Source organism: Sphingobium sp. WTD-1, assembly GCF_030128825.1.
GTDB lineage: Bacteria > Pseudomonadota > Alphaproteobacteria > Sphingomonadales > Sphingomonadaceae > Sphingobium.
Window position 1 is genome coordinate 52,784 of record NZ_CP119127.1, and the last position, 19,265, is coordinate 72,048.

Genomic DNA, 19,265 nt, shown 5'->3' on the forward strand with positions numbered 1-19,265 from the left:
CGCGGCCGGCAAGTCCCGTTTTCCCGGAAAGGACGCCCATGTCCCGACTGTTCCTGACCATGCTGCTGATGGCGAGCGCCGCGCCGCTCTCCGCCCAGATCGCCGCCAGCCCGCCCGTGCCCCGCTCCGCCGGCACACCCTATGCGGCACGCACCCTGCCCGACCGGATCATGCTGACGCCCGCCGCCGATCCGTCGCGCGGCATGGCCGTCGCCTGGCGCACCGACGCCGCCCAGACCGCAAGCGAAGCGCAGATCGCGATTTCGGTCGACGGCCCGACGCTGGAGGAGAAGGCAAGCACCGTGACCGGCCCCATCGGCACGGCCAAGGACAGCGCCAATGGCCCGGCGCTCTACCACCAGATCCGATTCGACAATCTGACGCCCGATACGGTCTATGCCTATCGGCTCAAGGGCAGCGCAGGCTGGAGCGAATGGCTGCAATTCCGCACCGCGGCGGCTGAAGCCAGGCCTTTCCGCTTCCTCTATCTGGGCGACATCCAGAACGGCATCCTCACCTATGCCAGCCGCGTCATCCGCCAGGCCTTCCATGCCAATGGCGGGATCGAACTGGTCGCCCATGCCGGCGATCTCGCCGCCCAGCGCGACGACCTCGACCATGACGACGAATGGGGCGAGTTCAACCAGGCCGGCAGCTATAACTGGTCGATCGTCCCGCAACTGCCCGCGACCGGCAATCATGAATATGTCGATGTGGTGAAACCCGACGGCAGCGAAAGCCGCACGCTCGGCCCCTATTTCCCGCTGCAATTCGCGCTGCCAGACAATGGCGTGCCAGGCCTGAAGACCACCTATTATGTCGATTATCAGGGGGTGCGCTTCATCGTGCTGGACGGCACGTCGGCGATCGACCTTGGCACCATGGCGCAGCAGACGACGTGGCTCGACGCCACCCTGGCGTCCAGCAAGGCGACATGGAATGTCGTGCTGTTCCACCAGCCCGTCTTCACCTGCGCCCGGCCCCAGGACACGTCGGAGGTGAAGGCCGCATGGAAGCCGGTGTTCGACAAGCGCAAGGTAGATCTGGTGCTGCAGGGCCATGACCATTGCTACAGCCGCCTGACCTCCGAAGCCGGGCGCGAGGCATCGGCGCAGGCGCGGGCCAATGGTGCGATCCAGGGGCCGGTCTATCTCGTCTCCGTCACCGGCTCGAAAATGTACGGCCTCAACGATCGCGCTCGCACCCAGCCGGACAAGACCGCCGAAGCGACCGAACTCTATCAGGTCGTGGACGTGGATGGCGATCGGCTCAAGTTCCGCACCTATACCGCGTCGGGCAAGCTCTATGACGGCTTCGATCTGGAGAAGCGGGCGGATGGCAATCATCTGACCGATACGACCGAACCCACCATCGCGGTGCGTACCTGCACGGGCAATATCGGCCCCGACGGCGGCAAGTGCGTCGCGCGCGGCAAGTGAGGAAGACCAAGATGAAGCCTTTCGCCCTCCCCCTCGTCAGCTTCCTCGCACTGGCCGCCTGCGCCACTGCCGAGAAGGAAGTCCCCGTTGCCGTCCGCATCGCCAACGCCACGCCGGCGGTCAACGTCACCGCACGCGGCGAGACCACCCCGGTCGGCACGCCCAATGCCGACGCGGCGGATGATCCGGCGATCTGGCGCAATGCCGCCAACCCGGCCGCCAGCCTGATCGTCGGCACCGACAAGAAGGCCGGCCTCTATGTCTATGGCCTGGACGGCAAGACCCGCGATTTCCTGGACGCCGGCCGGGTCAACAATGTCGACCTGCGCGATGGCGTGGCGGTGAACGGCCAGACCGGCATCCTGGTCGTGGCGTCGGACCGCAATGATGTCGCCAATGCCAAGCTGGCGCTGTTCCGCCTCGATAGCGTGACAGCGAAGTTGACGGCCCTCGGCAAGGTCGATGCCGGTAGGGGTGAGGCCTATGGCATCTGCCTGTACAAGGCACCGGAGGCGACCTACGCCTTCATCGTGCTGAAGGACGGGACCATCCACCAGGTCGCGCTCGATGCATCCGGCGCCACGCCGACCGGCAGGATTGTCCGCAGCATGAAGCTGGGCACCCAGTCGGAAGGCTGCGCCGTGGATGACCGCACCGGCATCCTTTATGTCGCGGAGGAAGATGTCGGCCTGTGGCGCTTCGACGCGCGCGCGGCCGGCTCCGCCACCCCAACCAAGATCGCGGCCGCCGACGGCAAGAATCTGGTCATGGATGCCGAAGGCGTCGCCATCGCCGCGATCGGCGAGAAGGACGGCTATGTCCTCGTCTCCAGCCAGGGTGACAATGCCTATGTCGCCTACCGCCTGTCCAACGACAGCTATGTCGGTCGCTTCCGCGTCGTCGATGGCGCGATTGGCGGGTCGGAGGAAACCGACGGCATCGAACTGATGCTGGGCGATTTCGGCCCGGCCTATCCCGGCGGGCTGTTCATCGCGCAGGATGGCCATAACGCGGCGGCCGCGCAGAATTTCAAGCTGGTCGCCTGGGATGACATCGCCAGGGCATTGGGTCTGCCCCAATAAGTTGCCTTGACCCCCTCCCTTCCAGGGAGGGGTTAGGGGTGGGTAGCCTCCGAAGGAGGCTCGCTTCGCTCGCCACCCACCCCCCGGCCCCTCCCTGGAAGGGAGGGGAGGCAAGCCTTATTTCTTCGCCGCGAACCAGGCCGCGGTCGGCGCCTTCAGGCGGCTGCGCGTCTCGATCCGGGTCTTGATCGCGGCGATCGAACGGTCGACCACCTTGCGCGATTCCGGCGTCAGATACTGGGTCGCATAGGCGTCCAGCTTGGTCACCATCGCCGGGTCGGCCGATCCGCCGCCAAGGCGGGCCAGCGCCTGGCTGCGCGCCGACACGTCGATCAGCGCCTCATATTGCGCCTTGTGCGCCAGCACATAGTCGACCGCCAGCATCGGATGGGCGACGCCCACCTGGCCGATGATCGCCGCGCTGGTGGTCTTGCCCGGCTCGTCGGTCAAAGCGAGGTCCAGCGCCTGGCTGCCCAGCTTCTCGTCCTTCGCCTTGCCGAGCAGCGCGTAGAGCGTGCTCTTTTCGAGGTCGCTCTGCGCGCCCTTGGCCATCACGCGGAGCTTGTCCCAGGCCGCCTGATCGGCATTCTGGGCGATGATGCCCAGCCACACATTGCGCAGGGGCCCGTCGAGCGCGGCCGGGTTGGTCGCCAGCGCGGCGAAGCGGCGGTTGGCCTCGGCCACCACGCCCTTGTCGCCCATGCTGCCCAGCGTCGCAACCAGGCTGGTGCGCAGCACCGGCACCTGCGGCCCTTCGCCGGCCCTGGCATCATAGCCGATGGCGGTCAGCGCCGGGGTCAGCTTGGCCGAGGCATAGGCCGCGACCTTCGTCTGGGCAGCGGCATCGCCCTCCAGCATGTCATAGCTGCTCTTCAAATAGCCGGGCACTTCGGCCAGCACGGCCGGGCTGCCATTGACCGGCACCGCGTCGACCAGGTCGAGCGCCAGGCCGATCGGCTGGTATCCGCCCAGCGCCAGCTGGAAATTGTCCGCCATCAGGCCGGTCTGGTCCATGCTGGACAACTGGCTGAAGCCCTTGGCCAGCGCCTGGATATTGGCGGCGGGATAGAGCGAGCGATAATAGCCGGTCTGGCCCGCATTGATGACATACGCGCCGCACCCCGGCAGCGTGATCTGGCCATTGCCCTGCAGGATCAGGCGCTGCGCCTCGCCGCCCTGCACCTGCGCCTTCACCGGTACATTCCACTTGAGCGGGGTCTTGTCCTTGGCGTCGCGGCTGAACTCGCCCTGGCTCAGCGTCAGGATGGTGTTGCCGCCCTGGCATTGGGCGCTCTCCACCTTGACCAGCGGGATGCCCGGCTGGCTGGTGAAATCATGCGCGATGCTGACCAGGCCCTTGGCGCCCGCGCCCTCGACCGCCTTCCACAGATCGTCGGTGACGGTGTTTCCGTAGGCATGGCTCTTCATGTAGGACTGGATGCCCGCCTTCCACGCATCCTCGCCGGCATAGCCTTCGAGCATGGTGATGACGGCTTCGCCCTTCTGATAGGTGATGGCATCGAACGCCTGATTCACCTGATCGACGGTGGTGATCTTCTGCACGACCGGGTGGGTGGTCTTGAGCGCGTCGAGGCTCATCGCCCGCTCGCGGCCATCGACGCGCGACAGCAGGGCTTCCCATTCCGGGTTCAGCTTGTCGGTGACCTTCGTCGCCATCCAGCTGGCAAAGCCCTCGTTCAGCCAGAGATCGTCCCACCAGGCCATGGTGACGAGATCGCCGAACCACTGGTGCGCCATTTCATGCGCGGCCACTTCATAGATGGCGCGCTTGGTCTCTTCCGAGGTGAAGCGCGGATCGACCAGCAGGGTGCGTTCGAAGGTGAAGATCGCGCCCCAATTCTCCATCGCGCTGAAGAACTGGCTCTGGCCCGGACCCGCAACATTGTCGAGCTTGGGCAGCGGGAAGGGCACGCCGAAATAATCGTTATAATAAGGCAGGATCGCCGCCGACGCGTCGAGCGCCAGCTGCGCCTTGCCGGTATTGCCCCGGCCGGTGATGACGCCGACTTCGGTGTTGCCCGCCATCTTGGTCGCGCGGTCCAGCTCGCCCAGGCCAAAGAAGAGCAGATAGGAGGACATTTTGGGGCTGGTGCCGAAGGTCACCAGCTTCTTGCCGCCGCCGATGTCCTTGGTCGCCTTGACCGGCATGTTGCCGACCGCCAGCTGGTCCGCCGGCACCACGGCGGAAAGATCGAACGTCGCCTTGTAGCTCGGCTCGTCAAAGCTCGGCACGAAACGGCGGGCGTCGGGCGCCTCGAACTGGGTGAAGAGCGCGCGCTTCGCCGCGCCTTCATTGTCGGTATAGTCGAGCGCGAAGAGGCCGTTCGCCTGCTGGTTGATGATGCCGGCATAGACCATGGTCAGCTTGTAGCTGCCCGGCTGAACCGGCTTGCCGAAGTCGAGGCTGACGGTCTGGGCATCGGCATCCACCTTGGCCGTGCCGGTGATCGCCTTGCCCTTGGCCGGGGTCAGGGTGACGCTGGAGACGGTCAGGTCGGCGACGTTCAGCACCAGCGCCGGCATGGCGGTGGCGACAGTGACGTCGATCGTCACCTTGCCGGTGAATTTGAGGTTCGCTGCATCGGGCGTCACTTCGATCGCATAATGGCTGGGCGCAGCACCACGGGGCAGCTGGGTGGTGACGCCGGCGGCGGGGCCGGCAGGCGCGGTCTGGGCCAGCGCGGGCGCGGCGATCGCCAGCGGCGCGGCCGCCATCAGGAACGGCAGGATTTTCGACAAGGGCATGGGGGAAGGCACTCCGATACGGCTTGGATGGCGCAATGAGACATAGTCACGCGCAACATGCAAACCGGATCGGCCCTTTCCCGCGGAGGGTCAAGTGAACTATCCGCAAGAGAATGTCGTTGGTCGAAGCCTGTTGCGCGTTCGTCCAACAAGGGCAGCGTGGCTATCGGACGAGAAGCCTTCCGTCCCGCTGGGCGATGAGCGAGCGATCGCCGTTATCGCGCACGTGCCGCAATGCCGCCTTCCGGCAAGCCGGATTGCTATTAATTTGGCGCTCAAGCCAGCGCCGCCAGATGGGATCAGTCAAGGCGATGGCATAGGCTTCGTCTATGCCACATGCTTCGCTCAGGCGAATTTCCTTGATCAGCAGATGCCAGCGCGAACCGTCGGACGGGTCCAGTTCCGCCCGACGATTACGATAAAAAGCCATGAGGCTCGCGGCATCCTCCATGATCGGCGCAGCCTATGAATCAGATATTCAGCCGCGGCCGCGATAGCCCGGCACGTCCTGCGGCGGCAGCCACAGGCCGGCGGGCGGTTCGCCCGACTGCCAGAAGACGTCGATCGGGATGCCGCCGCGCGGATACCAATAGCCGCCGATGCGCAGCCAGATCGGCTGCATTTCGGTGAACAGCCGCTCGCCGATGCCGACGGTGCAATCCTCGTGGAAGCCGGCATGGTTGCGGAAGCTGCCCAGGAACAGCTTGAGTGCCTTGGATTCGACGATCGTCGCGCCAGGCGCATAGTCGATCACCAGATGGGCGAAATCGGGCTGGCCGGTCACCGGGCAGAGCGAGGTGAATTCCGGCGCCGTGAAGCGCACCAGATAGGGCTTGCCCGGACGGGGATTGGGGACATAGTCGAGGACGGCGTCCTCGGGCCGCTGCGGCAGGGTGCTGGCGCGGCCGAGATGGAGCGGGGTATCGGTCATGAGGGCGCATGTAGTCGATTGCACGCAATTTGTCATCGGTCCGGCGCGCAAGGCCATCCGTTCATCTGGCGTTCAGCAAAATTTCTGCCTTGGCAGGGCCATGGGGTCTATGCGTCTGTTCCTTTCCGCCCTGCCGCTGCTGGCAGTCACGCCCGCGCTGGCACAGCAAGCCACCGGCAGCGATCCGGTCGTCAATCTGCAGCGCGCCGCGCCACCGCCGCCGGCCGATGATCCGCGCCGTCAGGGTCCGGAACTCGACGTGTTCCGGGGCACGGCAACGCCGACCCCGACGCCCACTCCGTCGCTGCCGCCGATCGTCGCGCCCACGGTGACGCCGGCGCCGACCCAGCGCGCGCCCACGCCTGCCCCCGCATCGCAGCGCCCGGCCCCCACGCCAGCGCCGACGCGCACCGAAACACCGCGCACGACGCCCACGCCCGCCCCCACCGAACGCCCGGCCGCGCGCGACACCATGCCGGCGCAGCCCAGCCCGGCGCCCGTTGTGGCGGAACCGGACAATGCCGCCAACGCGGTGGAAACGCCGCCGCCGGCCGCCCTGCCCGCGCCCGAGCCGGTCACGGCCGACAACAGTGTCACCACTGCCGAACCCGCGCCGGAAGCCGAAGCGCAGGGACTGAGTTGGCCCTGGATCGCCGCGGCCATCGCCGCGCTGGCGGTGATCGCCGGCTTCCTGCTGATGCGGCGCCGTCGTGCGGCGGAGGACGTCGACGCCGTGCCCGCGAGCGCGCCACCCCCGGCAGCGCCCCAACCCGCCCCGGCCCCCGTCGCGCCGCCGGCTCCGGCACCTGCTCCCGCGCCCATTCCGGCGCCCACGCCAGCCCCTGCCCCCGAACCCGTGGCATCGGCGCCGGCCAGCGACGCCGGAGACCGCCCCTGGATCGAACTGGGTCTCGACATCAGCCTCGCCCGCTCCTCGCTGATCGGCGTGACCATCGGCTATACGCTGCAGCTCCATAATCGCGGCGATCGCCCGGCCCGCGACATCATGGTGCGCGGCATATTGGGCAATGCGGGCGCGCAGCAGGATGCGTTGCTGCGCCATTTCTTCGGTGGCGAAACCGGCATGCCGCTGCATTCGATCGTCGCGATCGCGCCGGGCGAAACCGTGCGCATGACCAACGAACTGCGCCTGGCCCAGGACGAGATCGTGCCGGTGACGATGGGCGAACGATCGCTGCTGGTGCCGATCGCCGCCTTCGACGCCCATTATCGCTGGGGCGAGGACGAGGAAGCGCCCGAAGGCACCGGCCGCACCGGCCGCGCCTTCATCGTCGGCCAGGAACAGGATCCGCCCGCCGAGCGCCTGTCGCCCTTCCGCCTCGACCAGGGGCCGCGCCAATATCGCCGGCCGGCCGCCCGCGCCGCCGCCGAAGTGCCACCGGCCTGAGCATTTCCCTTTCCTGTCCGGCCAGGCGCTCCTAAAGTGCCTGCCGGACAAGGCAAAAGGGGCCGCATGGACATTCTCGTTTCCACCGACTGGCTGGCCGGCGAAATCGGCAAGCCCGATCTCGTCATTCTCGACGCCAGCCTGTTTCTGCCCGGCACGCCGCGCGACCCGCGCGCCGAGTTCGACGCGGCCCATATCCCCGGCGCTGCCTTCATGGACCTACCGAGCCTCAGCGATCCTGCCGATCCGGTGCCGGGCCAGTTGCCGCCCGACGCGCTGATGACGCAGCGCATGCAGGCGCTGGGCGTCAATGCCGACAGCCGCATCGTCGTCTATGACAATAGCCCAACCCACAGCGCCGCGCGCGGCTGGTGGATGATGCGCGTCTATGGCCTCGGTGCATCCGCAGCGATCCTCGACGGCGGCCTGCCCAAATGGGTTGCCGAAGGCCGCCCGGTCGAAAGCGGCGCGCCCGCCATCGCACCCGGCACCGCCGTCGCCCGGCTCGACCGGGCGCAGGTGCGTAGCAAGGCGGACATCCTCGCCAATCTCGACAGCGGTACGGCGCAACTGCTCGACGCGCGCGGCGCGGGGCGCTTCAGCGGCGCCGAGGCCGAACCGCGACCCGGCATGGCGTCGGGCCATATTCCCGGCAGCCGCAACATCCCCTCCTCCGCCTTCTTTGCCGCCGACAACAGCCTGAAGCAGGGCGAGGAACTGCGCCGGCTGCTGCTGGACGCCGGCACCGATCTCGACCGGCCGATCATCACCACCTGCGGCAGCGGCGTGACTGCGGCGATCATCCTTGCGGCGCTCGAAACGCTCGGGAAGCGCGACGTTGCCCTCTATGACGGCAGCTGGTCGGAATGGGGGTTCGATCCCGCCACGCCCAAGGCGACCGGGCCGGCCGCATGAGCGAGGACAGCAGAAGGCCGCTGACCAGGCTGGCGCAGGCTGGCCGCCGCGCCGACTGGACCGGCATGCCGGGGCAACCCGGCGCGATCGTCAGTCCGGGCGTGTGGCGCGCCTCGACCATCCTCTATGACGATGTCGCCCATCTGCGGAAGGCGGCCGGCAGCAGCACCCATGAACGGCTGTTCTATGGGCGCAAGGGCACGCCGACCAGCTGGAGCCTGGCCGACGCGCTGACCGAAATGGAGCCGGGCGCGGAGGGCACGATGCTCTTCCCCTCGGGCGTGGCGGCGATCGCCTGCGCGCTGATGGCGGTGCTGCGGCCGGGCGACCAGTTGCTGATGGTCGACAGCGCCTATGACCCGACCCGCAATTTCTGCGAACAGGTGCTGAAACCCCTCGGTGTCGAGACGCTCTATTATGACCCGACCATCGGTGCCGGCATCGCCGACCTGTTGACCGATCGCACCCGCGCCATCTTCCTGGAATGCCCCGGCAGCCTGACCTTCGAGGTGCAGGACGTGCCGGCGATCAGCGCCATCGCGCGCGATCGCGGCATCACCACCCTGCTCGACAATACCTGGGCAACGCCGCTTTTCTTCCCGGCGCTGGCCCATGGCGTCGATATTTCGATCCTCGCCTGCACCAAATATATTGTCGGCCATAGCGACGTGATGATGGGGTCGGTCACGGCCACCCCGGCGCTGTTTCCCAAGGTCCGCCAGTCCGCCTATCTGTTCGGCCAGATGACCAGCCCCGACGATGCCTGGCTCGCCAGCCGTGGCCTGCGCACGCTGGGCGTCCGCCTGGCCCAGCATCAGGCGAGCGCGCTGGAGATCGCGCAGTGGCTGAAGGACCAGCCCGACGTCGCCCGCGTGCTGCACCCCGCTTTGCCCGATTGCCCCGGCCATGAATTGTGGGCGCGCGATTTCAGCGGCTCGACCGGCCTGTTCAGCTTCGTGCTGCAGGGCGGCGACGAGGCGGCCCGCGCCGCGTTGATCGACGGGCTCGCCCATTTCGGCATCGGCTATAGCTGGGGCGGGTTCGAGAGCCTGGCCCTGCCGGTCGATCCGGCCCGCTATCGCACGGCGACCCAATGGCAGGCGGAAGGGCCGGTCATCCGGCTGCAGATCGGGCTGGAAGATCCCGCTGACCTGATCGCCGATCTCGACGCCGGTCTCTCCCGCTTCCGGGCTGCCCGCGGATGACGCAACTGTCCGCATGGCTGGCCCGACTGCCGGGCAATGCGGACATCACACAGCCGCTGATCGCGGTCGGCATCGCGCTGCTACTCTATGCCATCGCCCATAGCGCGGCGCGCCTGCTGGCGCCACGGGTGAAGGACAGGCTGCCCGCGCTCAGCGAACTGGTCTCTACCCATGTTCGCCCGATGCTGCGCCACGCCATCAGCGTACCGCTGTTCGCGACGGCGCTGGCGCTGTGGCCGGCGGACAGCATCGCCCATCTGATCCTGGGCGCAGCGCTCGCCTTTGCCGTCGCCCTGTTCGCGCTGCATCTGCTGCAGGCGCTCAGCTTCCCGCGCTGGGCGATCACCCCGCTCGCCCTGCTGCTGTTCGTCATGGTGATATCGGGCAGCAGCGGCGGCATCGCGCCGGTGGGGTCAATGCTCGACGATGTCGCGCTGACGCTGGGCAAGCGGCGGATCAGCCTGCTCGACATCCTGTCGGTCGCGGCGACATTGGTCGCGCTGCTTGCCGGCATACGCCTTGCCAACCGGCTGATCCGGCGCAGCATCCAGAAGGCGCCCGATCTCGACCCGACCCAGAAATTGCTGGGCCAGAAGCTGGCCGGCATCGCCGTGGTCATCGCCGCCTTCTTCATCGGCATCGACATATTGGGGATCGACCTTACCGCCTTCACCGTCTTTTCCGGCGCGCTGGGTCTGGCGGTCGGCTTCGGCCTGCAGAAGACGGTCGGCAATCTGATCGCCGGAATCATCCTGCTGATGGACCGGTCGATCAAGCCGGGCGACGTGATCGCCGTCGGCGACAGTTTCGGCTGGGTCAGCAAGATCGGCGTGCGCGCCGTGTCAATCATCACCCGCGACGGCAAGAAGCACCTTATCCCCAACGAAATCCTGATGACGCAGGAGGTGGAGAACTGGTCCTATTCGGACCGCAATATCCGCGTCCGCATCCCGGTGGGGATCAGCAACGACAGCGACATCGCGCTGGCCCAGCAACTGATGCTGGACGCCGCGAAGGAAAGCCCGCGCGCGCTCAAGCATCCCGAGCCCAAAGTGTGGCTGACGGCGCTGGGCCAATATCGGCTGGAGCATGAGATTCGTGTCTGGATCAGCGATCCGGAAAATGGCGTGGGCGGCGTGACGTCGGACGTGCTGATGCGGGTGTTGGACAAGTTCAAGGCGCACGGCATCATCATGCCCTATCCGCGCCAGGTCATCGAACTACGGCAACCGCAGCAGAGACATGATTCAGCAATGAACGACCCTGGCGAGCCGGACCGTTCACAATTCTGAGCGGCTGCAAATCGCCACGAAATCCTATATATCAAGCTTTATGAGATAGATGCGCCAGTCAACCGGCGAACACCGCCGCGCACCTTGTTGCGCCGTAGCAACAATAAAAGACGTAAAAGACATGAAACAGCAATAATATCTTGTGCGCCGCAGCGCGCGCAGGCATGGCCAGAAGCGTTGAGGCAAGCTGGCCCACTTCCTTTGAGGGAAGCATAGAGGCAGGCGCCTGGACGCAGGCGGGACGATCGCAGAACCATCAAGGGGATTATCATGCGTAAGTCCATTCTCGGCCTCTCGGCCTTCGCTCTTGTTGCGCTGTCGGCACCCGCCATGGCCCAGGATGAGCCCGCTCCCGCGGTGACCGTCACCGGCAATGCCGCCGTCGTCACCGACTATCGCTTCCGCGGCATTTCGCAGACCAACAAGAAGTTCGCGCTGCAGGGCGGCATCACCGTCACTCATGAATCGGGCTTCTATGTCTCGACCTGGGGCAGCTCGATCGACGAATATGTCGCCAACGGCTCGGACCAGGAACTCGACCTGATCGGCGGCTATTCGACCACGGTCGGCGGTGCGACGATCGACGTCGGCGTCCTCTATTATTACTATCCGGGCAATGCCGGTGCGAACACCGACTTCGTCGAGCCCTATGCCTCGATCAAGGGCACGTTCGGCCCCGCCACCGCCAAGCTGACCGCCAACTACGCCCCCAAGGCGAAGGCGCTGACCGTCGGCAATGGCAAGGAAGACAATCTCTACCTCGCCGGCGACGTCTCGGCCTCGATCCCCAACACCCCGCTGAGCGTGTCGGCGCATCTGGGCCACAGCTTCGGCCCGAGCTACCTGACCATTGGCAAGGAATATACCGACTGGAATATCGGCGCGACCTACACCTGGGGTCACCTGACCTTCGGCGTATCCTATGTCGATACCGACAAGTCGCTCTATTCGTCGGCAGGCCACAATATCAGCAAGGCCGGCGTGGTCGGTTCGCTCACCGCCTCCTTCTGATCCGCCTTCCCTTCGGGGATGAACAGGGCCGCGCTCTCCAAAGGGGATCGCGGCCCTTTTCTATATGCGGTGTTTACGGGTCGCCTTGGCCCGTGTCGCTGCCTATAAGGCGCCGATGCCTCCGATCGCTCTTCTGCTGCTCTTCGTCGCCACGATCGCGCTGATGGAGGGCTTTGCCTATGTGATGCATCGCTGGGTGATGCACGGGCCGGGATGGTTCCTCCATGCCAGCCACCACCGCCCCCGCACGGGCTTCTTCGAGGCCAATGACCTTTATTTCGTGATCTTTGCCATGCCCTCCATCCTGCTGCTGCTGGGCGGGGTGCAATGGGGCTGGGGCAACTGGGCAACCGCCGTTGGCGCCGGCGTCGCCGCCTATGGCGCCATCTATCTCGGCTTCCACGACATCATCGTCCACCAGCGGGTACGCCACCGCTATGTCGCCCGCTCGCGCTACATGAAGCGGATCGTCCAGGCGCATCGGCTGCACCATGCGGTCGAGACCAAGGACGGCACGGTCAGCTTCGGCTTCCTGATCGCGCCCCACCCCGCGGACCTGAAACGCGAACTGGGGCGGCGCGGCCGGGCCGGCGTGCGCGCGGCAAAAACTAGCGCTTAGGCGGCAGATCGGGCGGATTGCGCCCCATCCCGACGACTTTTGCCAGCGATATGCGCTGCCTGATCGCGATTCGAGCGGACCGGCCCACGGCATTTCAATCCGTTAGGCGGACAGGATCGGAAGTTTATGCGTGTGACCCATGGCAGAGTTCCGCCCACCACAAAAAATCTCTGTAAATAGAATAGGTTGACAATAGGACGGCGCCGGCTGAAACTTTACACCGGGCGCACCGCTGTAGGACAGCGCTTTTACCGGACGCGGCAGGTCTCGAACGGCTGTGAGGGATCAGTCGCTGTAACAGGCCTGGCTTCCATAGGCCTCACTGTAGGGCCGGTCAAAGCACCGGATCAGGGCATCCACAATGTTGAGATTGGGCGGCCATGGATCGCCGGGATCGGGAGCAGGAACATCGACAGCCTGCCCCTTATCATCAAAAAGCCATTGATGGGTGTGGGGGAGTGGCGTTCCGGCCAGTCGATTCCTGGCCTCAACAAGTGCCGCACGATCCCGATTCAGGAAAGCGATCGTCGCATCCAGATAGGCATTCCAGCCATGACCATCCATCTTATGCTTCGCTTTGGGCAGAAGCAGAACAGCGTCTGCATAGTCACCTGCATAGGCCCTCATCTGCGCTTCATGCATCCAGGATATGGTCTGCAATTCAAGGGAATGGGCCTGACGATAGTCTCTGATGAGATTAGCGGCTTCGCGATAGCATTCCCGTTTTGCCAACGACCGCCACCCGCCATCGCCTTGATCAAAAGCCGTTTCGTCCAAAGACAACATCGAGGCCCGATCAGCGTCGCATGCTGCCCCCCCAGCAGCGGGCGCAATCAGCAGGGACAAGGCAATCCACGCACTTGGCATCGCGCCAGCCTATCCCATGAACGCTCATACGCAAGGTGGACGTTACCCGGCCGAGCCGTTTTGAAACCGATCGCCAGCGACGGCGCGCGCGCCTATCCCCGCAGCGCGCAGGGGACGATGCTGGACGGATCGGGGCGGGCGGTGCTGCGGCGGAAGCGGGCCATATAGCCGCCGGCGGTCGGCTTGGCGATCATCTCCTCCAGCCGGAAGCCCATCGCCGCCAGTTCGCAGGTGAGCAGGCGCCGGGGCGTGCCATGCTGGTCGGTCGGGCGATCGGCATCGACCACGATCAGTTCGCCATCGGCCTTGAGCGCCGGGCTGAGATGCCACAGGAACGCATAGGGTTCGGCGATCTCATGATACATATGGACCATGAAGATGCGGTCGAAGCTGTTTTCGGGCAGCTTGGGATCTTCCGGCGCGCCCAGCTTCACGCTGACATTGGTCCAATCCTCGCGGGTGATGCGACGGCTGAGCGCATCGATCACCTCGGGCAATATATCCTCGGCCAGCACCCGCCCCTTGGCGCCGACGCGCTTGGCCAGACGCACGGTATAATAGCCCTCGCCCGCACCGATATCGGCAATGGTCATGCCCGGCCGGATGCCGGCCCGGTCCATGATATCCTCCGCCTCATTGACCCGGTCGCGCGCTTCCTCGCTCGACCAGCGGGTCGACACGATCGGCGCCACCGGCCGGTCGGCGCGGGGGAAGGACGCGGCGCCGGCCGCGCGTTCCGACTGGTTGCCGCCCGACCACTGGCCGCAGGCAGCCAGCAGGAGCGACGCCCCCAATGCGGCCACCTGCCGGTGGATCATTAATCCACATCCTCCACATCGACCTTCTCGCCCGTGACCTTCTGCGACAGGGCAGCGGCCATGAACGGATCGAGCGCGCCATCGAGCACATCGTCCGGGGCGGTCGAGGTGACGCCGGTGCGCAAATCCTTCACCAGCTGATAGGGCTGGAGCACATAGGAACGGATCTGGTGACCCCAGCCGATCTCGGTCTTGGCGGCATAGTCGGTCGATGCAGCTTCCTCGCGCTTGCGCAGTTCGGCCTCGTACAGACGCGCCTTGAGCATATTCATCGCGGTGGCGCGGTTCTTGTGCTGCGATCGGTCATTCTGCGACGCCACGATGATGCCCGAGGGGACGTGGGTGATGCGGACCGCGGAGTCGGTGGTGTTGACGTGCTGGCCGCCCGCACCCGAGGCGCGATAGGTGTCGATCTTGAGGTCGGATTCCTTGACCTCGATATCGATATTGTCGTCGATCACCGGGTAGACCCAGACCGACGAGAAGCTGGTGTGGCGGCGCGCAGCGCTGTCATAGGGACTGATGCGGACCAGGCGGTGGACGCCGCTTTCGGTCTTGGCATAGCCATAGGCATTCTCGCCCTTGATGAGGAAGGTGGCCGACTTGATGCCGGCGGTTTCGCCCGCCTGATAATCGACCAGTTCCACCTTATAGCCGCGCCGTTCGGCCCAGCGGCGATACATGCGCGACAGGATTTCGGCCCAGTCCTGGCTTTCGGTGCCGCCGGCGCCGGCGTGGATTTCCAGATAGGTGTCGCTGGCATCGGCTTCGCCCGCCAGCAACGCCTTGATCTTGTCCTCGTCGGCGCGCTCGGCCAGCGCCTTCAGCGCGGCGATGGCTTCGGAGACCATATCCTCATCGCCTTCGGCCTCGGCCATTTCGATGAGTTCGGCATTGTCGGTCTTTTCAGCCTCGATCGCGCGGGTGGCGCCGATCGCGCTGTCAAGACGGGTGCGCTCGCGCATCACCTCCTGCGCCAGCTTGGCATTGTCCCACAGGGTCGGATCCTCGACGCGGGCATTCAGCTCGTCCAGCCGGCGCAGCGCACGGTCCCAGTCGAGGAAGCGGCGCAGCAGGTCCAGCGCGGCGTCGATACGGTCGATATATTGCTGCGCTTCGGCGCGCATGGGAGGTCTCCAGAATCTCGTGGCGTCTCAACGCATCAAGCGACCGCCCCTATCCCAGACCGGCAGGCTTGGAAAGATTCAATCCTCCCCTGGAAGGGGAGGTGGCAGCCCGCAGGGCTGACGGAGGGGTAGGTCGCCCCGTGCCTTGGCGGTGATGTGAAGCACAACAGCCTCCACATCCCTCAACACGTCCGTTGCCGGGATACGCAGAACCCGGATACCCTCGCCGACCAACCAAGCATCGCGTTCAGCATCGCGAACCGGTGCGTCACCACGCCCATGCACTTCCCCATCGACCTCGACCGCGAGGCGATGACGGGGACAAAAGAAATCCAGCACATAGCTGCCAGCAGGATGCTGTCGCCGAAAACGCAACCCGGCGGGACGCTTGCGCAGTTCCTGCCACAGCAGCACTTCGGGCAGGGTCATCGACTGGCGCAGGCGACGGGCGCGATGTTGCGTGCCTTTGGGACCATGGAGCATGACTGCAGCCTACCCCTCCGTCTGGCCTCCGGCCAGCCACCTCCCCTTTCAGGGGAGGAATTACGTTGCGGGCGCTGGTGCGGCAACGGTCCGAAATCTGCCGGACATAATGGCATCTTAACCCGATGGCGCAGACCGCCCCGCGCGAGGGCGGCGCATCAAGGGGGAAAACCTTTTCCATGAAAGGCGATCCCATGAACCCGATCACCCCCATGCCGGCGACGCACAGCCCGGCCACCCTCTATATCCTGCTCGACGCCGTGCGTTGCTGGGCAGCGGCGCGACGCCGGCATCGGCCGGCGATGGCCCAGTTGCACCTGCGGCTGCGGCGCTATGGCTGCGAACAACTATCCCCCGCGCTCGACAGCCTGTTGCGGCTGGGCGAGCAGGTGACCGGCCATGGACTGCGCACCGGCCGGGGACCGCGCTTGAGCGAAGACGAGAATTTGCTGATCGACCTCTTGCAGGCGCGCTGGACCGGCCCCGTTCCCTATGCCTGCAGCGACGCGATTGCCTGTGCCTTCTGCTATGCGGTGCGATCGACCCAGATCTTGCTGGCGCAGGCGCTGGAGGGCCGGCGCGGCACCGCCAGCCTGTCGATCCGCGACGCCAATCCGCGCCACTGCTGAGGGAAAGGGGGCGGGCGCCGACGCGCCCGCCCCTCAATAGATGCCGCCCTGATCCTGCAGGAAGTCGGCGTCGTTGCGCTGGCGGGTGCGGACCGCGTCGGCCTTGGCCGCGACCTTGGCCTGGGCCTCCGCCTCTTCCTTGCGGATGGTGCGGCGCGGTTCGGATTCGGGCTTGAACGCTTCCCAGATGACGGCGGGTTTGGGTTCGTCGGTCGGCCAGGCGCCATAGACGCGCTTGCCCGAGCGGCGGTCGATCGCGACCATGCGGATGCCGGCCGGGGCGATGAACGGCGTCTTGGGCATGGTCTCCAGGATCGGGGCCATCGCCTCCTTCCAGATCGGCGCGGCGATGCGGCCACCCTGTGCCCAGCCACCCAGGCTGCGGGGCTGGTCATAGCCGATATAGACGCCGGCGACGAGGTCGGGCGAACCGCCGACGAACCAGACATTGGTCGGGCCGTTGGTAGTGCCGGTCTTGCCGAACAGCGGGCGCTTGAGATCCGCCAGCACCGTTGCGGTGCCGCGCTGGATCACGCCTTCGGTGATGTGGACGACCTGATAGGCGGTCATCGGGTTCATCACCTGGCGCCCCTCGAAACCGAAGCGCGGCATCGGCTTGCCGTCCCAATTGGCCATGTTGCAATTGTCGCAGGGATGCCAGCGTTCCGGCCAGATCACCTTGCCGCGCCGATCCTGCACATAGTCCATCAGCTTGGGGGCGAATTGGCGGCCCTGATTGGCGAGCGTGGCATAGGCGTTGACCATGCGCTCCACCGTCGTCTCACCCGCGCCGAGCGCGAAGGAGAGATAGGGCTGATAATCGCCGATGCCCATATTCTTGATGGTGCGCACGACCCGGTCCATGCCGGTCTGGCTGGCGGCGCGCACGGTCATCAGGTTGCGCGACTGCTCGACGCCCCAGCGCATCGTCTGCGGACCGGCGCTGCCGCCCGAGAAGTTGCGGAAGCATTTCTGGCCAAGGCCGGCGCCCTGATAGACGCACAAGGGACCGTCGACGATGATCGAGGCCGGGGTCATGCCATTGTCGAGCGCGGCGGCATAGACGAAGGGCTTGATCGTCGAGCCGGGCTGACGCTGGGCCTGGGTCGCGCGGTTGTAGGAGGAAAGGCGATAGTCGAAACCACCCTGCATCGCGCGGATGCGGCCCGAATGCACTTCCTCCACCACCATGCCGCCCGACACTTCGGGAATGTTGCGCAGCGCCCAGCTGGCGCCGTCGCGGGCGACGATGATCAGGTCGCCCGGCTTCATCGCCGCAATGGCGGGGCCGCCGGTGCGGCGATAGGGCAACTGCGCCAGGCTGGCGGGCAGCGTGCCGGTGGTGCCGTCGGCAAAGCCGATCTGTGCGCCGCTGCGGTCGCGGCTGATGACGGCGGCGACGCGCCAGCCGGCATAATCGACGCTGATGAAGCTGGCGGCGAGTTCGCGTTCCCAGCCCTTGTCGGGGTCGATATGGCCGACCGGACCGGACCAGCCGCGGCCGGCGCCGAAGCGCAGCAGGCCGTTGCGCAGCGCGGTCTGGGTATGGTCCTGCGCCACCGGGTCATAGGGGCTGCGCACCCACAGGCCGCCGGCATAGACGCTGTTGGGGCCATCCTCCGCCTTTTCGCCGAACTGCTGGATCAGGCGACGGCGCACCTCCTCCATATAATAGCCGCCGGCATTGGCGTCGAAGCTGGAGCCATGGGCGGCAACGGTGCCGAGCGGCTGGGCGGCGGCGGCATCGCGCTGGGCCGCGGTGATCCAGCCATTTTTGAGCATCTCGCCCAAGGCCCAGTTGCGGCGGTCGAGCGCACGGGCATGGCCGGTGGTGCTTTCCGGGCGATAATTGGCCGGCCCCTTGGGCAGGATCGCCAGATAGGCCATTTCGGGCAGTTGGAGATCGGCAACGTCCTTGTCGAAATAGGCGCGCGCCGCCGCCTGTACGCCATAGGCGTTGCGGCCGAGGAAAATCTGGTTGAGATAGAGTTCGAGTATCTGCTGCTTGGTCAGGACATTTTCCATGCGCCAGGCCAGGATCATCTCCTTCACCTTGCGCGTGGGCGAATATTCGTCGCCGATCAGCAGATTCTTCGCCACCTGCTGGGTGATGGTGGAGCCGCCACGGGCGCGCTGGCCCGAGCCGAGCTTGCTGGCATAGTCGAACACCGCGCCGGCGAAACCGGGAATATCGACGCCATGATGTTCGAAGAAGGTCTTGTCCTCCGCCGCCAGATAGGCGTGGATCAGCTGCTGGGGATAATCGCTATATTGCAGCTGGACGCGGCGTTCGCGGGCATAGCTGTGGACCGGCTGGCCGTTGATGTCGCGCACCATGGTCGGCAGCGGCGGCTCATATTCCAGCAGCGTCGCCGCATCGGGCAGGCCGCGCGCGAAGATCAGCCAGAACAGGAAGATGGCGAGCAGGAAACCGCCCAGCAGGATCGCGGCCCAGCGGAACAGGCGGCGCTGCCACAAGGGCTTCAACCGGTCGGCAATGCCCCCGGCGCCACGGCGCAGGCGATAGGCGAAGGACGATGCGGGCGGATTGGAACGGGCCTCTTCCATGGTGGAAGAGGCTCTAGAGCCTGATCGCCTGAGATGGAAGCGCTTTGCGTTTCCATCGATGGCGTGAATCAGGCTCTACATCCTGACTCCCGGCCAAAAGTCCTT

17 protein-coding genes are annotated in these 19,265 nt (G+C 66.0%); 9 read left to right on the forward strand and 8 right to left on the reverse strand.

Translation table 11 applies throughout. The features are described from left to right. Positions 1 to 38 precede the first annotated feature (38 nt). Positions 39 to 1,439: a purple acid phosphatase family protein gene (locus N6H05_RS00265; protein WP_284112242.1), complete on the forward strand. Its 1,401-nt coding sequence runs from the start codon at positions 39 to 41 to the stop codon at positions 1,437 to 1,439. 11 nt (positions 1,440 to 1,450) lie between these two features. Beyond that, positions 1,451 to 2,521, forward strand: a complete 1,071-nt coding sequence (locus N6H05_RS00270) for a phytase (RefSeq protein ID WP_284112243.1) — start codon at positions 1,451 to 1,453, stop codon at positions 2,519 to 2,521. A gap of 117 nt (positions 2,522 to 2,638) precedes the next feature. Here N6H05_RS00270 and N6H05_RS00275 read toward each other — a convergent pair whose 3' ends face one another. The 3 genes from N6H05_RS00275 to queF all read right to left on the reverse strand — a co-directional run bounded on the left by N6H05_RS00275 (position 2,639) and on the right by queF (position 6,218). Then, positions 2,639 to 5,287 carry a M1 family metallopeptidase gene (locus tag N6H05_RS00275; protein WP_284112245.1) on the reverse strand — a complete coding sequence of 883 codons (2,649 nt, stop codon included), beginning with the start codon at positions 5,285 to 5,287 and terminating at the stop codon, positions 2,639 to 2,641. 163 nt (positions 5,288 to 5,450) lie between these two features. Beyond that, positions 5,451 to 5,738, reverse strand: a complete 288-nt coding sequence (locus tag N6H05_RS00280; RefSeq protein WP_284112246.1) for a hypothetical protein — start codon at positions 5,736 to 5,738, stop codon at positions 5,451 to 5,453. 27 nt (positions 5,739 to 5,765) lie between these two features. After that, positions 5,766 to 6,218: a preQ(1) synthase gene (gene queF / locus N6H05_RS00285; protein ID WP_004210067.1), complete on the reverse strand. Its 453-nt coding sequence runs from the start codon at positions 6,216 to 6,218 to the stop codon at positions 5,766 to 5,768. 109 nt (positions 6,219 to 6,327) lie between these two features. Here queF and N6H05_RS00290 point away from each other — a divergent pair, with 109 nt between their 5' ends. From N6H05_RS00290 to N6H05_RS00315, 6 genes are all read left to right on the forward strand, one after another. Beyond that, entirely contained in the window at positions 6,328 to 7,626 is a 1,299-nt protein-coding gene (locus N6H05_RS00290) for a hypothetical protein (protein WP_284114312.1), read from the forward strand. Positions 7,627 to 7,692: 66 nt separating this feature from the next. Next, complete coding sequence (gene sseA, locus N6H05_RS00295) at positions 7,693 to 8,541, forward strand: 3-mercaptopyruvate sulfurtransferase (protein WP_284112247.1); 849 nt, start codon at positions 7,693 to 7,695, stop codon at positions 8,539 to 8,541. After that, positions 8,538 to 9,746 (forward strand): cystathionine beta-lyase, encoded by a 1,209-nt coding sequence (gene metC, locus N6H05_RS00300; RefSeq protein ID WP_284112248.1) that lies wholly within the window; start codon positions 8,538 to 8,540, stop codon positions 9,744 to 9,746. Before sseA ends, metC begins: the two co-directional genes overlap by 4 nt. After that, complete coding sequence (locus tag N6H05_RS00305; protein ID WP_284112249.1) at positions 9,743 to 11,038, forward strand: mechanosensitive ion channel family protein; 1,296 nt, start codon at positions 9,743 to 9,745, stop codon at positions 11,036 to 11,038. Before metC ends, N6H05_RS00305 begins: the two co-directional genes overlap by 4 nt. A gap of 270 nt (positions 11,039 to 11,308) precedes the next feature. After that, the gene (locus N6H05_RS00310) at positions 11,309 to 12,049 is read left to right on the forward strand and encodes a TorF family putative porin (RefSeq protein WP_284112250.1); all 741 of its coding nucleotides are present in this window, start codon (positions 11,309 to 11,311) and stop codon (positions 12,047 to 12,049) included. Positions 12,050 to 12,164: 115 nt separating this feature from the next. Beyond that, the gene (locus N6H05_RS00315; protein WP_284112251.1) at positions 12,165 to 12,668 is read left to right on the forward strand and encodes a sterol desaturase family protein; all 504 of its coding nucleotides are present in this window, start codon (positions 12,165 to 12,167) and stop codon (positions 12,666 to 12,668) included. A 285-nt stretch (positions 12,669 to 12,953) separates the two neighbouring features. On the opposite strand, the gene N6H05_RS00320 is transcribed toward N6H05_RS00315, so the two are convergent. The 4 genes from N6H05_RS00320 to N6H05_RS00335 all read right to left on the reverse strand — a co-directional run bounded on the left by N6H05_RS00320 (position 12,954) and on the right by N6H05_RS00335 (position 15,963). Next, a complete protein-coding gene (locus N6H05_RS00320) occupies positions 12,954 to 13,514 on the reverse strand; it encodes a hypothetical protein (protein ID WP_284112253.1) in 561 nt (186 codons plus the stop codon). 113 nt (positions 13,515 to 13,627) lie between these two features. Then, a complete protein-coding gene (locus N6H05_RS00325; protein ID WP_169862890.1) occupies positions 13,628 to 14,353 on the reverse strand; it encodes a class I SAM-dependent methyltransferase in 726 nt (241 codons plus the stop codon). Then, positions 14,353 to 15,480: a peptide chain release factor 2 gene (gene prfB, locus N6H05_RS00330; RefSeq protein ID WP_004210053.1), complete on the reverse strand. Its 1,128-nt coding sequence runs from the start codon at positions 15,478 to 15,480 to the stop codon at positions 14,353 to 14,355. The genes N6H05_RS00325 and prfB overlap by 1 nt, the downstream gene beginning before the upstream one ends. Before the next feature lie 78 nt (positions 15,481 to 15,558). Further along, the gene (locus N6H05_RS00335; RefSeq protein ID WP_284112254.1) at positions 15,559 to 15,963 is read right to left on the reverse strand and encodes an endonuclease domain-containing protein; all 405 of its coding nucleotides are present in this window, start codon (positions 15,961 to 15,963) and stop codon (positions 15,559 to 15,561) included. 194 nt (positions 15,964 to 16,157) lie between these two features. Here N6H05_RS00335 and N6H05_RS00340 point away from each other — a divergent pair, with 194 nt between their 5' ends. Further along, positions 16,158 to 16,592, forward strand: a complete 435-nt coding sequence (locus N6H05_RS00340; protein ID WP_284112255.1) for a hypothetical protein — start codon at positions 16,158 to 16,160, stop codon at positions 16,590 to 16,592. 33 nt (positions 16,593 to 16,625) lie between these two features. On the opposite strand, the gene N6H05_RS00345 is transcribed toward N6H05_RS00340, so the two are convergent. After that, positions 16,626 to 19,160, reverse strand: a complete 2,535-nt coding sequence (locus tag N6H05_RS00345; RefSeq protein ID WP_284112256.1) for a penicillin-binding protein 1A — start codon at positions 19,158 to 19,160, stop codon at positions 16,626 to 16,628. Positions 19,161 to 19,265 lie beyond the last annotated feature (105 nt).